We start from the raw sequence: 15,020 nt of genomic DNA, 5'->3' as shown, positions 1-15,020 counted from the left end.
CAGCCGCTCAACAATCCTCGCCACGACTGGCAGCTTACTCAGCCAAATGAGATGATGTCTTATGGATCGGCTGGGATGCGACTGGTGGGAGGAGAGCGCTGTCGTAGCTTTGTACGGCTGCCCGGAGGCTCAGGCGGGCGCCGGAGTCGGGCGCAGCGCCGCGAGGGAGAGGTGCCCGCAATTGCCTTGCGCTGACCGGTTCGGCTTCGTCGGCCAGGTCGACCAGGATGTCGCTGATGCCCTCGATCAGCCGTGAGAAGTTTTTGTCGCCCAGCCCCGCTCGCACGCACTCCACGACACGGGCGGCCCATTCCAGCCGCGGGTCAAGGCTCAGGTCGCTGTCCGACTGCTTGTGCGGGGCGAGTTGTTCGAAGATGAAGTGCAGGAAGCCAGCGGTCATCAGGGCGCCTGGTGCGGTGTACTTTCGGTGGGCTGCTGCCGCTGCCCGGACCAGGCCCAGGGCGTTGGCCGGGTCATACGTCTTCATCGCAGTGCAGAGCAGAGACCACGCGCCTGCCAGGTGGGGATCCATTTTCGGGCGGCGCCCCGGGGCGGGCGGATTGCCGAATCGGCGAGCCACTTCCTCTTTCAACTCTGCGCGATCGATGACGTCATTGAGGTCCATGCTCGTATCGCTATCCCGACAGGCGGCCAAGATCATGAAACCTTGAGTGCAAGGCACGCCACCTTCACCTCGATGGCGCAGCGCTACGAGCGGCGGAGTTCGCGCGCAGCCTTTCCAAGTACTGCCGATCTTGAGGCTAGAGCAGGCCGCGCTGACGGGCCCATTGCTCAACGGCACGGGAGTTCCGCTGTGAGAACAGATGGGGCTGGACTTGGCCGGTGCGGTCAATGAGCCCGGTTTCGGGGTAGCCGTATGCCTGGAGAAGCTCGTCGGCGAGTGCCGCGGTGGCCTGGAGGAGCCCGCGGCCGAGGTCGGCAAGCTCGTCCAGCAGGACGCCAGCGTGCGCAGTGGCGTAGTTGCACGGATCGGGTGTCATGGGAGCCCGGCGCCCGGACACCGGATCGATCCGGTCCACGCGGAAAGGCACAGGTGCAGGCCTGTCGAAGTCCACGAATCTGGCCTGCGTCGGATGTTCAGCCATGTCTGAGACCAGTACAACGCGAGCACGCGCGGGGCCGCTGGCGGCTGCCCGGTCGCGCGCATGAGCCGCCAGGAAGGGGAGCGCGCACAGCAGGGGGTACACGACCTCACCTGGTTCCGTGGTGAGCATCTGCGCTTCCTCGTCATCGTCTGCGAGCACGCGCCCGTTCAAAGGAAGAGCGATGGTCCCACTCCCGTCGCGGTGGAGTTCGGCGCGGGCTGAGTACCAGCTGCCTCCCTCGGTCACGATCAGCCGACGGGGGCCGACACTGACCCGGCCGAAGTTGCGGGACCCCTGACCAAGAAAGAGTTGCGTGGCCAACAGCTCCTGCTCGTAGCGGGTGAAGCGGTCGGAATCGATCACCATGTCGCCAGCCTGCTCAGGGACAAGAGTGGCGATCAGATGCGGAGTAGTGCGTCGTACCAGGGCATCGACGACTTCCTCTTCGATGTAGGCCATACGTTGGTCACGCTCGGCGCCTGCTGCAAAGCGGGCCCGGTAGGCAGTGGCCACATCCGTTTCCGTGAGCCACTCGGTCTTGCTGTCACCGCGGCGGGGATAGCGCAGGCAATCCGTGGACGGCTTGGTCGGGGGAGCTGTCACCGCGTGTGGACCGTAAGGACTTCGGGGGACAGCGAGCAGCAGGAATCCAGTATCCGGGGACCCGGGCTTGTGGACGGGGATGGCCTCGTAGCGGACGGGCGGCGCAGTGTTGGCGGCGATGACCTGACGGATGTGCCGCAGGTGAGCATCGTCCAGATCCACGTCAAAGACCTTGGTCGGCACACCTTTGACTTCTGCCATGCCGAGTACGAGAAGACCGCCGGTGTGGTTGGCGAAGGCAGTGACGTCCTTGGCCAGCTCTTCCTTGCCTTTGGCATCCATGGCGTAGTGCGCTTGCTTGTAGTCGAGATTCTCGTTCTCAGCAGCCTCAGCGTTGCCGACAAGAGCAGCGATCCCGTCATAGGCCACACTGTCAAGCCGCGTGCCCAAAAGGCCTTCGATCCTGCTCAGTCGCGTCACCATGCCCAGAGACCTTACTGGGGCTCAGGACCTGCCACGTGCGCGAGACGGGAGCAGGCACGGTTCGCAAACCGAGACGGAGACCAAGTTGAGCACCGCAACGGCGGGGAGAAAAGATTCCGGGGCATGGCGAAGGTCCGGACCGCCCGGCCCGGACTTTGCACTCCCTGCAGACCTGTCATGGCGTAATCACTGGAAGATGTGACGCACGCCTTCTACGCCCAGCGCATGCATCGAGGACGGCCGCTCCACCCGGTGGGGGTTACCGCCGTGCCCCACAGGCGCGGACGGCCAGTCGGCTCGAAAAGATCTTGATGTGGGCAGGCAGCGCTTTTGGTCCCTCGTTCGACTCCATGAGGTGAACACTCTTCTGGGGCGCTGGACAGGCGGGCTGTGGATGGTCCTATCGCAGCCCAGGGTCTGGTTGGGGATCTGTCTCGTTGCCGTCCTTGCGGGCATGTCAGCTCTGGTGGCGGAATGGCAGCGAAGAGCAACCCTGATCGCCCTGGTGCGCAACGCGCCCGCCGGGACGGTGGTGGTGCAGGGACGAGGACGAGGGGGGCCTGCAATGCGGGTGCAGGTAGGAGAAGCAACAGACCACGAAGGGGGACCGGAGTGAGTCAAGGAGGGATGCGGCTCCCCCGGAGACGAGGCGGCAGATCGCAGCGTTATGGGAGATGGAAGCTGAGTGGCTGGTGCGCTACGCCATGGTCCGGACCGGAGAGGACCAGTCCGCAGCCGAGGACCTCGTGCAGACGGCATTCCTTGCCGCCGCGGTCCAGTGGAACTCACTCGTAGACCGCACCGATGACGAGCGTCGCAACTGGCTGCGCAGCGTGGTTCACCACAAATGGGTCGACGGCATCCGCCGCTCCCGCCGGCTGGAGCGTCTCGACACGGAGGAACGAGAAAAGTACGCCGCTCGGGGTCCCGATCTCGTGGATGTGGTCCTTGTACGCGCTGACCTGGAGTGCTGCTTGGAGGTGATCCGCAGCCTTCCAGAACGGCGTCGGCAGATCGCCGTGTTGTTCTTCATCGAGCAGTACTCCGCAGCCCGGATCGCCTACCTACTGGACCTGCAGCCATCCGGAGTCCGCAAACACATATCCAAGGCTCGTGCCGTGCTGCGTGAGGCTGTTAAGCCAGTAAGCGCTGGAGAAGCCGAGGCACTCCCGCCACGAGAACAAAAGAAGGAGGAGCAGGCATGACGGACAACGAGCGGAGCCGCTCCATCGACACTGACACTCTGTTCGGTCACCTGATGGACCAGACGGCGGGAGTCGTGGGAGTCGACCGGGAGAGCCTGGCACGGCGCAAGGAGCAGCTTCTCCAGATACTTGGCGAGCCCGCCGATAACACTCCTGCCCCATGGGAGGACACCCCGGCTCTCCCGCCACCGAGCAGGACGGCCAGGCAGCGCCCCCTGAACGAGGTCGTGTTCCTGACCGTCGCGGAAGTCGCTTCCGTTATGCGCGTCTCCAAGATGACGGTCTACCGGCTGGTCCACAGCGGCCACCTCCCTGCCATCCGTGTCGGCCGGGCTTTCCGGGTCCCGGAGCGAGCGGTTCACGAGTACCTGCGCGAGAGCTACCTGGGCGTGGAAGTCGGCGGCGAACGGCCGAGCGACCATGCGTAGACCCAGCCCCATGGCTCGTAGGCAGACTGGGCGGGGGCCGGTGTTTCCACTGAGGGGGACCGGGCATGCCTGTCCGCTGTGGGAGCCGTAGTGGTCAGCTGGTCACGACGTCGCGTAGTTCCCGTACGGCACGTTCCCGTGGTTCTGAGCGGAGACGCTTCGTACAGGTCCAGGGCCGCGGCGGCGGACCAGGCCGGTGCGGTAGTCGAGCTCGCACTGCGGCAACCGCGTTCTCGTACTACTTGCCCGGCACTCGGAAAATGCCTGGTAGAGGGCAAGGGCGCTTGGGATAATTGAAGGCGTGCCACTCCTGAGCAACATGCCCCCAGCGCGAATCGATGCTGTCATGCAGCATCCCGCGCACCGGAAGACAGTGGAGAGTCTGCCGGGCTTCATCAGTGATCTGCGGATGTGCCAGAACCCTGCCGATTTCGTCGCGTTTCAGCAGAATCTACTGTCGGCCACTTTGACAGCGACCCAGGCCCGGGCGGAAAGATCCCGCGTGGCCAAACGCCTGCGAAAGAAGGAGAAGCTTCCGCCTGACGCCCCGGAACTGCATGAGGGCAACCCCCACGACGTCGACGTCTGGGCGTTGGAGCTGGACGTGTACGAGCGGGTCATCCGTCAGCTGCGCTCCATAGGCGACGCGCTGGCTTGGCGCGTCCTCGGCTACAACCGTTCCTACATCCTCGCTCTGTGCCGCAACGAGTCGCCCGGGCCGATGCACCTGGACAAGAAGGGCACGCAGCACGAGATTGAGTTCACCGCCGAACAATGGCGCGACCACCGCCGGTTCACGTTGCTGCACGACCTCACCGACTGCTTGCGCATCGGCGATGCCACCGTTTTCCATGACGGGGACGACGGGTGGCAGTACATCTATCTCCACGAGCTGAAGTCGAACCCGAACGCCCGCGACCGCGTCCAGGACCTGCGCCTGAAGGCCGCTGCGGAGGCGACCCAGAACTTCGGCCGGCTTCCCGGCGATATCCGTGCCCGCCTGGTCGACACCGGCGTGCCGTACGCCACCCACCTTCCCGCACTCGCGGATGCGCTCAGCCTGGCTCATCAGCGCGGCATCCAGACCATGAAGATCCCCGGTGGCAGGGCATTGCTCGCCTTCGACTTCTCAGCGGCGAGGAACCGGTGGGGCGAGGAAGAGGCGGCCCGACGTTTCGAGTCTGCCTACTCGTCGGTGCTGCGGCGTGCCCGCCTGACGACGGGGACCCGCATCTGCTTCTCCAGCGGAGACAGTGTGGCTCGCGGACGGCTCACCCCACCCTGGGGCATCTATCCCCTCCAACCCGCCCAGTGCGCCGCCCTCATCGCCGACTTCCTGGTCTTCACCGTGACCCTGCGCTCCGATTCCCTCGTAGAGGAACTCGGCAAGTGCGGGATGGACGCGCGCTGGTTGCTCCCGGACGGTGTTGAGCCGACGTCGCCGGGGCAACCAGTGCTGGAGCTCCGCAGTAACGGTCACCGCGTCTCGATGAACAGCGCCGAGATCAACCGCCTGCTGCTCGAACTGGTCGACCTTCCGACCTGGGCGCGGGGCATGGATCGTGTGCTGGCAAAGGGGACAGTGGGATGGCAACCGTGGCCGGTCTTCACCAACGAAGATCAGATCTGGATCTGACAGAGTGTGCCCCGAACCGGCCTGGGCGGAGTACAGCGAGACCGGACCCCGGGCGATCCGCGCAGCAGCGGGCCGGGCGAGATGCCCCGCCCGGCCCGTGTCGACGCCCAGTCCCTACGACCAGCGCATCCCGATCGCGGACAGCTGCTCCATCCGCTCCGGCGTCAGCGTCGTGGCCCTGCTCCGCTGATTCCCGATCCATGCACCAAGCCGGTGTTCCCGTTCCTCCTGGTCCTCGCCGACGATCCGCTCGATGTGCTTCCTCGGGACCTGAAGGTGTCCCTCACGCTCGTAGAACTGCTTGGCGGCCTCGTAGTTCATCGCCCACTTGTCGGCCTGCGTACGGCGCGGCGGCGGCTTCTCTTCCTCGCTGGCGGGCTCGATCCCGAGGACCTGCTCGCACATCCACTGCTGTACGCCGGTGAGCTGATCCCACCCGAGCCGCACCGACTGCACCCACCGCCCCAGATCCTCGCCCTGGCGCAGGACTCCGCCCGCCCCGGTGGGCAGCGCCTCACCCGCGTCCAGGTGCATCCGGACCAGGTGGAAGCACCGCTGCCACGTCACCGGCCAGCTCGGGCACCAGGACGCGTCGATCTCCTCCAGCTGCTCGCGCCGCTCCTCCGACAGCGCCCCGGCCGACGACTCCACCGGCAGCCCCTCGGCACGCCGCCGTTCGATCTCGGCAGCCTTCCGGGCGGCGGCCCGCGCGTTCTTCAACCAGATGCCCACCGCTGCTCCTTGGAAGGTGGCGTCCAGCGGGGCCAGGAGGTGCCCGTGTTCGGCGGCCCACCCGCGCGCGGCGGCAAGTCCCTCCTCCCACGCGACGTCGAAGTGGCTCCAGATCATGCCGAGCTTCTCCAGCTGGGCGACGCGGTCGGCGTCCATGTCACCGCGGGCGTAGAACCTTCGGGCGTCGGCGATCCACTGCCCTAGCGGGAAATTGGCGAGCGAGGCCGGCCATCCCTCGGCTTCCGCCTCCTGGCCCTGGGGCACGCGGTACGTGAACGGGACCTTGAGGTCCCCGTACTCGCGGGCGTAGATGACGGCGGCCTCGATCCCACGCCGCCAGTGCTCGTGCTCGGGGTTGAGGACTCGCAGGTTGATGAACGCGGCCAGCGCCGCCGGGTCACGCGGTGTGGAGAACTTCAGCAGCGCCTTCGCCGGAGCCGAGGCGCCGCCATCGCTGGTGCCCTCCTCCTCGCCCTTCTCTCGCGTCTGGACGCCCCTGGAGCGGCTTTGGGCCTGCTGCTCAGCGAGCTGCTCGACGATGCGGGCGTCGTGCGCTCGTAGGGCCTCCAAGAGCTTCGCGAGGCCGCCGAACGCCCGGCTCGTGAGCATGTTGTCCGCCGTCTCCCCGGGCCCCAGCAGCACGGGCACGACCAGCGACGCCATCTTGCCCTCGCCGGGCTGCATCCGTAGGGCCCGCCCCACGGCCTGGACCAGGTCCGGCATCGAGCCGCGCACGTCCGCGAAGTACACAGAGTCACAATTTCGGGTGTCTACGCCCTCGCCCAGCACCTTCACCGAGCTCAGGAAGCCTTTCTCCACGACCGTGCCGTCCGTGGCGACCCCGTCGGCGAACTCCCCGAGAACCCGTCGACGGTGATTCGGCTTGTGGTCACCGCACAGCCAGTCCGCCCAAATCGTTGCCGGGTACAGCTCCGGATCCGCGTCGTGCAGCTGCGCGGCGACATCGGGAAGGCCGGCCGCGAAAGCCTCGGCTTCCTTCACCACGTGGTGGAACGTGAGCGTGCGGCGAAAGCCCTCCTCCGAGGACGCCTTCACCAGAGCCGTCTGCAACGCGGCGAGCCGGGCCCCGCGCACCTGGTCCGACCGTCCCTCGGCACCGAGCAGCATGGCCGCCTGGAGCTGCGTGTCCGTGACGTCCACACACACCACCTGGTACTGCGCACAGATGCCCCTGTCGATGGCGTCCGACAACGTCAGCGTGAAACACCTGCTACCGAAGGGCGAGTTGGGGTCGTCTTCCATCGATGCCACCAGTTCGCCCGGCGCGCCGCCCTGCTCGGAGTCCTCGTCCAGCTGCCACAGCCGGGGCGTGGCCGTCATGTAGAGGCGGCGCAGGGACGGGATCTTCTGGTTGTTGTGAACGACCGCCCATGGCTTCCCGATCCGGCCGGAACACCGGTGGGCTTCGTCCACGACGATCAGGTCCCAACCAGGAAGGTCGCCCGCGTGGGCGTGTTCCAACGTGCCCAGCCCCAGTGAGGCGTAGGTGGCGAACACGGTCACCTTCTCGAACGGTCGTACCCAGGAGACCAGCTCGTCCACGTCCGTGGTGTTGGGGAACGTCACCTCGTCCCTGCGTAGGGACGAGACTCCGATCATCGGGCCCGTACGCCCGCCGGCGCGCCAGGAGGCCTCGGTCTGCGCGAGCAGATCCAGCGAGGGCACCAGCACCAGGACCCGGCCCGCCCGGAGCTCCTCAGCGCTCCGGGTGGCCACAAGGCTCTTGCCGGATCCGGTCGCCATGATCACCTGAGTCCGGAGACCACCCTCCGGCACAAGAGATCTCGCAGGCAACTCGAGGGCGCGCAGTACCGCGTCCACGGCTTCGCGCTGATGAGGGCGTAGCTTCACGAGCCGGCCTTTCTATGCACGGGTGTGGGAACGTCGGGTCAGGTGGCGTCGTAGGCGAGTTTGGCGAGCCGCAGGGCTTCGGCCAGGCTTTCGTCGCCCTTGAGGTCAACGCTGACGCGGTATTCCCGGTGTCCGGTGGTGAGCGTGCGGGCCGTGGTGATGTTCAGGTCGCTGAGCTGCGCGTTGGTGTAGTTGAGTCGGAGATTGATCTTGCTGAACTCGGGATAGACATAGGCGAAGCCGCCGAAGGGGGACCCCTGCTTGCGTAGCCGCAGGTAGCGGCTGTAGTCCAGCGGAGCCCCGGGTGAGGCGGTTTTGCGCTTGATACCGCGGACTACCACGTTGTTCCAGCTGGTCGTCTTCCTCATGAACTTCACGAAGAGCTCGGAGGCAGGGCTGTCCTGCATCAGTGCCCGGACGGCGCCCTGGCCCTCGTCGGGTACGCCCGGGATGTGCAGAGGAAGGCCGTCGCGGATCGGGTTCGTCTGTGGGGAAGTGCGCACCACCGTCGAACCGGCGTTGTGGGACTGGGTCAGCTCATGCAGGACCTGAGATGCATCCAGCTCCTCGGGCGTTCCTTCGAACTGAAACACGGTCAGCTTCACTGTGCCTCCAACTAACTGTAGCTATCTATCGGGAGATGCTACCTTCTCGCTCACAGTAAGTCAGCTATGGGAAGTTGGTGGAGTGTGAGTGGGTTGCTGAAGGCCGCAGTGCTGACTCTGTGGTTAGCCGTCGTGGTCATCTGGTCGGTGGGTGCGGCTGCTGTGGCATGGGCTCTGGCCTACCAAGAGAACGCATCGCCTTCTGCCATGTGGGGCAGAGCGGGTATGACGTTCGCCGCTGCGATGACGCTGTTGATCGGCGTGGGCGGATTCGTACTGATAGCACTCACGAGCTGAGGGGGTTCTCGTCGGAACGGTCCGTCGACGTGGAGAAGGCCTCAGCAGCGCGGTAGCCGATGCTCACCCGGTTCAGCCAGCCCGCTTCGAGGTGCGCTTGCCACGCTCAAGGGGCCAGCCTTTGGGCGTGTCTCGCCACACAGCGGTACACCCCGCTACTCAGGTTTCAGTCATGGTGCGGTTGTTGATGGTGCGGATGGTGTCTGCGGCTGTACCGCCGAGAGCAGGGTGGTCGCGGTAGGCGGCGAGCATGGCCAGGGAGGAGTGGTCGCCTACGCGGGCAAGCAGGCGCAGCACGGTGGCGGCGCGGTCGTCAGGCCTGGGGTGCGGGAAGAGCGAGGTCAGGTGGTCGGGGGCGGTAAGACCGTGGTGCAGCACAGTGCGAGCCTTGGCGGGGAAGGCGTCGATGATGCGGCCGAGCGCGCTGGTACGGGGGTCCTGGGCGAGCATGGCGGCGCATTGAAACTGGTGCAGGGGATCGACTGCGGCGTTCAGATAAGGCCCGGTCAGCTGCTCCCACAGGGAAGTACAACGCGCGTCTCGTTCGTGTGGGCCGAGGCCGGGGCGGTGGAGCCAGAACAATATGTGGCCGTAGCAGCGCCAGGCGTCGGCGTCGGTGCTCTGGTGGCCGTCCAGGAGCGGGGGCGGCGCGGGCAAATGGGCGGCGCAGCCTTCGATGCCAAGCAGATGGCAGCTCACGGCATCTCGCCAGAAGGGAGAAGGCACTCGCAGGTGAGAGGCCCAGTACTGCAGGGCCGGCATCCCGTCCGGGTGTTTGGCGCGTACCAGTTCCTTGAGGAAGACGTCCGTGAACAAGGTGGCCTCACCCTCACGTACGGCGAGAACCAGCAGTGCGCGCCGCGCGGCCGGTTCCAGGGCGTCGATCGCTTCGACGAACGGTGCCGCGAGGACGTCTTCGAACTGGCTCTCCAGGATCCTCTGTGCCCGGGTATGCGCATTGGGCTGGTTCGGATTGGCGAGAAGCGAAGTGATCTCCTCTGTGACTTCGTCGGCGGCGTAGGGCGAGGTGACCTGGCCGTAGAGGTGCAGTGCCTCGACGAGCATGGTGGAGACGAACACATCGTCGGTGTGCAGACTGTTCAGCAGCTCGATGATCTGGGTCGTGGTGGCCTCGTCCGCGGTGGTGCGGACACCGGTGAGCAGATCGAGGCCTGCAAACCGCAGCTTGTTGACGCCGCTGTACCAGGCTTTCGTGAACAGCGCAGGCGCCAGCGCGGCGGCTATGGGATTGTCTGTCCCTTGCAGGAGATAGCACAGCAGGATGATCAGTCCGACGTCGTTGTCGTCCAGGGATGTGATCCACTGCTGTAATTCGGGTGCTCCTGCTGGCTGGTGACGGCTCGTCTGTCCTGGCCGCGGCCAGGACAGACGAGCCGCATCCGTGATCCCCGCAGCAGGCAGGTGAACACCCCCGGTGGATGTCGTCGGCCCGTTCAAAGCAGCGGCGATCAAGCTTGGTACTACGTGCCGAGAGCGCCTCGCTGCCTGCGCGGCGCCACGCAGGAAAGCCTGGTCGGTCTCCTGCAAAAGCCGGGCCAGTGCTCCCAGGAGGCGCCCGTCGCGGGCTGTGGTGCCGATGGCTGTGAATACTGCCTGCTCGTAACCGCTCCAAGCTCGATTCGGCCTCACGGTGTACGTGCTGTCAGTGCACACGACCCGGCTGGTGGCCGCCGATTCAACAGCGGTTTCCAGGCACCGCCGGGCTTCGGTCAGCACCACATCATCGGCCACCGGCCCCAAGCGCCCCCGCAACGCCTCGGCGAGCACGTCGGTGTCGGCGGGTAGCTTCCGCAGCAGACTGCGTACCGCTTCCGGATCGCTGTGCAGCGACACTGCCCAGGCAACCAGCTCGCGGCGGTGCGGCCGGTTCAGTTCACCGGCCAATTCCGGCACGCTTTCGCAGCGCCACATCAAGGCCTCGACGGCAAGTAGCCAGGCGTACCACTCGTGCCTGAACTCGACCCTGTGATGCCGCACTCGCACCACAGACGATCCCAACACCTCGTCCACCATGCTCACTGCCGCTCCCTGTGCGGCCAGCAACTGTGCTGCGCTCCGCCGGGCTTCGGCAAGCGGCAACCAACCGGTCAGCCGCTCGTCCATTAGCAGCGCCCAGCGGTGCAGCACCTGCCGCGCGAGCGTCGGCTGAGAGGTGTGCTGCAGTTGTTCATCGACACGGGCTTCCAGCAAAGCGGCCCGACCCGCTCCTGGAGGCAGGCGCTGGGCGAGCTGCGCAGCCAAGGACAACTCGAAAGCGGTATCAAACACCGCGCAGTCATCCTCGTCAGGTCCGTCCATCTCCTGGCCCGCCCCATGCGAGCGCAGCAGTGCTATGCGCTGCTGCGCATCCGGATCGGCTGTTCTCAGCCGGGCACCACTCAGCGCCGCGGGCACGCGCACGAACTGCTTGCTGCTGATCACCACCGTTGCCCCGGCGCGGAGACACCAGGCGCTGGCTTGCTGCACCAGCCGCTCCTGCAGCCGGGAGGGGCACTCGTTGACCGCATCCACGAGCAGCACGACCGGCAGCTGCCGCAGTCGGGCGGCTTGCACCAAGGTTTGCGCGCCATGCGGGCTGAAGGGGGCCATGCACTCATCGAGGCTGTCCTCCAAGCGGCCCTCGTAGACGCTCGCCCGCAGCAGGATCGCCAGCCAACCCGCCTGTATCAGCCCGAGGGCTGCGTGCGTCAGAGTATGGCTCTTGCCCGTCCCTGAAGCCCCGACGACCTGAACATGACGCCCAGGCCGCAGCCACGCCGCCAGCCCCGCCGACGACACCTGCTCCGTACCGTCTTGATCCTCCAGAGTCAGCGGAACCAGCTCATGCAAATCCCCGCTCAGATAGGTGCCCAAGTGGGCCGAATAGTCAGCCAGCTCCTGACGCTCAGCCGCACTGCTGCTATCGGCCTGTTCCCCCTGAACGGACAGCGGCCGGCAGAACACTCGCATCGTGTGCTCGCCGAAGAACCGCAGTACCAGGTCCGGCAAAGCGAACAGCATGTCGGACAGCTGCTGCCGACCCCACAGATCGATCACCAGGTCATGATGCTGCCCACGCAGCCGCGCCAGCTCTATATCGACCTTGGTATCGCGGACATCCGCCGTGGTAACGATCACCAGACGCCGCGCCCCGAAGGGCCGACTCCCCTCGGTATACGTGCGCACAGCCTTGCGCAGATCAGAGACCGTGAACTTCTCGTACTTCTTCGCCTGATACACCGCAGCAGAACGCGAGGCGAAGGACGCGACGACGTCGACCCCGTCCTGTGCCTGGCCACCACGCCCGAAGGGCCGGGCCTCCACGGCGCGGTCGGCTCGGATTGCCAGCGCAACCACCAGATGTTCCAGTGCCTCCCAGGACAACTCCTGCGTGCGCAGCAGCAGGGGTGCCGTAGCCGTCAACGGTGACGGCATAGGCAGTGCCGAGCCTGCCTGCACATCACCGGACCCGGGAATGACGTCAGCTCTGTCATCGCTGGCCACCACGTCCTCCGCCCCTTCCTCACACACGCAAGCATGTGGCTTTAACGGCCCCCCGGAGCCTGTCTGACCGTTCCATAGTGCTGTGACTGCCGCTAACCGATCCAAGGCCATGGCCTTGGTGTGTGGGCGGCTCCGCAGCGTCGCCGTGGGGGTAAAACGGGTAGGACTTGGACGAACTACTGCGGCATCATACGGGAGTTGCCATTACGCCAGGAGGGGCCATGGGGAGGGCAAGCCGACGCAGGCGAGAGCTGCGTGAATCACCGAAAACGGAAGCCGAAAGCCTCAGAAGAGCCAACCGCTATGCATACAGAGCGCAGCGGCGCGCAAGCAGGCGTGGATCCAGCATGGCTGAGTATGAAGAAATGGCTGCTATAGAGAGCAGGCATGTACTGGAAGCACTGATAGCGCGCCACAACGCGCGCATGCTGGCCATGGCAGAAATACCTCCCGAAGCCATCAAGCCTGTGATGTCGGCCCTGCTCACCATCGGCTACATGGATTTCGCATTTCGTGAGCTAGGCGTCAACGTAAAGCGGCCACCGTCATCTTATGGCGGAAACTGGATAGATCACTTGGCTTGGGGAACCGACAGCGTTTACGCTGCGGCACGGCTGCTCTTCTGCGGACAGTTCCTAGGCGCTGCCACCATCTTGAGGTCTCAGTTCGAGAGGTGGGCTGAAAATGCCGCCTACAACACCGGCGTCGTACACAAACAGGGTGAATCTGCAGCCAGTTACGCAGGACGCGCATGGGCGAAGTGCCACGCTAATTATCCGTTCGCTCGGCGATCGATACGCCCTGTGGACTCCATCTCTGATGTTGCAGCACGACATTCATGGGATGAAGAAGTCGAACAGCACTCCCCAGACGGTCCCTCAGTCACCATTGGCCGCGATTACACTGTTTACCCCGTTCAACTGATGGAGTCCATGTCAAACTTCCTTCATGGACATGGCCCGTGGGTTGATCTGGTGCATTGGGAAGCCGGTCAGCTCCTCAGCGCACAAGCACCGAGTTCACTAGCTGAGGCGTCGGAGACGCTTTCGGATGTTATAACCCTCATCCTGCGTCAGATTCGGCTGTGCCTAGCCGCTCTCGCTGAAGAGCAAGGCATGAACGACCTCCCACTCAAAATACTTTCCTCCTCCCTCGAGAGACAGAACGGAGGCGAAGAACCTCCCAGACCCCACTCCCTGTTCCCCCTGCTACCCACCAGCGGCCTCCAGGAAGGAACAGTAGCTGGCCTGGAGGATGCAGCAAAAGCGCATAGCGAGGTGATGCGAGGAAAGCGACCAGCTGGAAGGCTTTACCGGGATGACGAATTCGCCCACCTGCACTTTTACGAGCGCCGAGCCCGAGCAGCTAAGTGGGCACTGACGGCATTCGATATGGAGAAAGAAGGCAAAGGTGAACTCGATTTCAAGAACCTAGACGGCCGAAACTTCCGCTACATCGTTGCTAGTGAGATGGCGGGAAGCATCTCCATCTGGCTCAATGGAACTCCTGCAGGAGACGCTGCTGCATCCTGCTCTTCAGCTTTGCGCACAGCATATTGGCTATGGCTCGAAGACGACGACCGAGCCCTGGCTTCCCTCCGTATCGTCTTGGAACAGTGCGCTCGAATGAGAGTATGGACTGAAAAACCAGAAAAAGCAGAAAAGCTACAATCATCGTCGGCCACTACACCAAAGGATTGGGTAAAGGCAGCCGGATGGAACCGCCTCAGCGCATTGACTAGAGCCCTCGGCGAGTTCTCCCACTCTCATGCGAACGTCCGCCTTGACGGCGCGCGGGAAATCCTCGAAAAAATCCAAAGAGAAGGCCTGGATGCAGAAGACAGCATCCATTTGGCTAGAGGGCACGCTCTCGATGCTCTAACTATCTTGTTGCTGGGTGAGTCAATCAACACAGCGAAGAAATTGTCTCCCTCGATCGGGAACGCTTTCATGGAAATAGTCGACGACGTCTTGATGGATAAAGGCGCCCTTGCCAAGAACAGGGAAGACCTCTTCAACCGGACTCTGGCTCAGAAAGACGCTCCCAGGGGGGATTACTCATTTCATGGACCCGCAAGTGCACTGCGCCAAGATCGGCAAATGAAAAATTCCTAGGCCCCGTTCAATGGCTTTCGATGAAAAGCAAAAAGCGGTACGGTCGACATTTTTCCTGTGCAGTGGTGCCATCAACTTGTTCCAGACTCTATCTCCGCTTCAAAATGAAGCACACGAATCGCAAGGAGGTCACTCGAAGGGTGCAGGCCTACCCCCGCAGGTCCACCGACGCCTTCCCACTCCCCGTTACCCTTTCTCCTCTTACTGCCGCTTGTGCGTGAGCCCCGTGGGTGGGCCGCGCGGAGCGTGGCACGCCTTGCCCGCACTGGAGTTGTCGGGTCTGCCGTGGGTGGCTGGAGCGCAGCGGAGGCCACCGGTCGGCCGGAGGCCGGCCGCGCCTCGCAACGCGAGGCGCGTGCCCTGCGGTTGGCGGTCGCGCGGAGCGCGTGCCGCCTGGCGGTGAGCGGAGCGAACCGCTCCCGCTCACGCGGAGCGGGAGCGGCCGGGGCGCGCAGCGCCCCGGCTCGCTTCTTCGGGCGAAGCCCGAAGGGACCC

Annotated in this window: 9 protein-coding genes; 4 read left to right on the top strand and 5 right to left on the bottom strand. The window is 64.8% G+C overall.

Features of this window, described 5'->3' with window-relative positions; genetic code table 11:
* Nucleotides 1-34: 34 nt before the first annotated feature.
* Together IE278_RS41255 and IE278_RS41250 are read right to left on the bottom strand one after the other, a co-directional pair.
* On the bottom strand, nt 35-625 hold the full coding sequence (locus tag IE278_RS41255) for a hypothetical protein (protein ID WP_189780165.1): 591 nt from the start codon (nt 623-625) through the stop codon (nt 35-37).
* A gap of 136 nt (nt 626-761) precedes the next feature.
* On the bottom strand, nt 762-2,132 hold the full coding sequence (locus tag IE278_RS41250; RefSeq protein WP_189780164.1) for an AlbA family DNA-binding domain-containing protein: 1,371 nt from the start codon (nt 2,130-2,132) through the stop codon (nt 762-764).
* 656 nt (nt 2,133-2,788) lie between these two features.
* Between IE278_RS41250 and IE278_RS41245 the strand changes: the two genes are divergently transcribed.
* The 3 genes from IE278_RS41245 (at nt 2,789) to IE278_RS41235 (ending at nt 5,401) form a co-directional block, all read left to right on the top strand.
* A complete protein-coding gene (locus tag IE278_RS41245; protein WP_281403218.1) occupies nt 2,789-3,337 on the top strand; it encodes an RNA polymerase sigma factor in 549 nt (182 codons plus the stop codon).
* 215 nt (nt 3,338-3,552) lie between these two features.
* Nucleotides 3,553-3,765: a helix-turn-helix domain-containing protein gene (locus tag IE278_RS41240; protein ID WP_189780166.1), complete on the top strand. Its 213-nt coding sequence runs from the start codon at nt 3,553-3,555 to the stop codon at nt 3,763-3,765.
* Between the two features lie 346 nt (nt 3,766-4,111).
* Nucleotides 4,112-5,401 carry a hypothetical protein gene (locus IE278_RS41235; RefSeq protein ID WP_189780162.1) on the top strand — a complete coding sequence of 430 codons (1,290 nt, stop codon included), beginning with the start codon at nt 4,112-4,114 and terminating at the stop codon, nt 5,399-5,401.
* Nucleotides 5,402-5,515: 114 nt separating this feature from the next.
* Here the strand turns inward: IE278_RS41235 and IE278_RS41230 are convergent, their stop codons facing one another.
* The 3 genes from IE278_RS41230 to IE278_RS41220 all read right to left on the bottom strand — a co-directional run bounded on the left by IE278_RS41230 (nt 5,516) and on the right by IE278_RS41220 (nt 12,411).
* Nucleotides 5,516-8,005: a DEAD/DEAH box helicase gene (locus tag IE278_RS41230; protein ID WP_189780161.1), complete on the bottom strand. Its 2,490-nt coding sequence runs from the start codon at nt 8,003-8,005 to the stop codon at nt 5,516-5,518.
* Nucleotides 8,006-8,043: 38 nt separating this feature from the next.
* A complete protein-coding gene (locus tag IE278_RS41225) occupies nt 8,044-8,610 on the bottom strand; it encodes a hypothetical protein (RefSeq protein ID WP_189780160.1) in 567 nt (188 codons plus the stop codon).
* 456 nt (nt 8,611-9,066) lie between these two features.
* Entirely contained in the window at nt 9,067-12,411 is a 3,345-nt protein-coding gene (locus IE278_RS41220; RefSeq protein WP_189780159.1) for an NACHT domain-containing protein, read from the bottom strand.
* Between the two features lie 347 nt (nt 12,412-12,758).
* Between IE278_RS41220 and IE278_RS41215 the strand changes: the two genes are divergently transcribed.
* Nucleotides 12,759-14,525 carry a hypothetical protein gene (locus IE278_RS41215; protein WP_189780158.1) on the top strand — a complete coding sequence of 589 codons (1,767 nt, stop codon included), beginning with the start codon at nt 12,759-12,761 and terminating at the stop codon, nt 14,523-14,525.
* The last annotated feature ends 495 nt before the right edge of the window (nt 14,526-15,020 follow it).

The sequence above is a fragment of the Streptomyces tauricus genome, from assembly GCF_014650955.1.
Taxonomy (GTDB): Bacteria; Actinomycetota; Actinomycetes; order Streptomycetales; family Streptomycetaceae; genus Streptomyces; species Streptomyces tauricus.
This window is presented reverse-complemented; position numbering and strand designations above follow the sequence as displayed.

Coding starts and splice junctions, on each gene's coding strand:
- IE278_RS41215 (WP_189780158.1), top strand. CDS start 12,759: ATGGCTGAGTATGAAGAAATGGCTGCTATAGAGAGCAGGCATGTACTG.
- IE278_RS41255 (WP_189780165.1), bottom strand. CDS start 625: ATGGACCTCAATGACGTCATCGATCGCGCAGAGTTGAAAGAGGAAGTG.
- IE278_RS41235 (WP_189780162.1), top strand. CDS start 4,112: ATGCAGCATCCCGCGCACCGGAAGACAGTGGAGAGTCTGCCGGGCTTC.
- IE278_RS41250 (WP_189780164.1), bottom strand. CDS start 2,132: ATGGTGACGCGACTGAGCAGGATCGAAGGCCTTTTGGGCACGCGGCTT.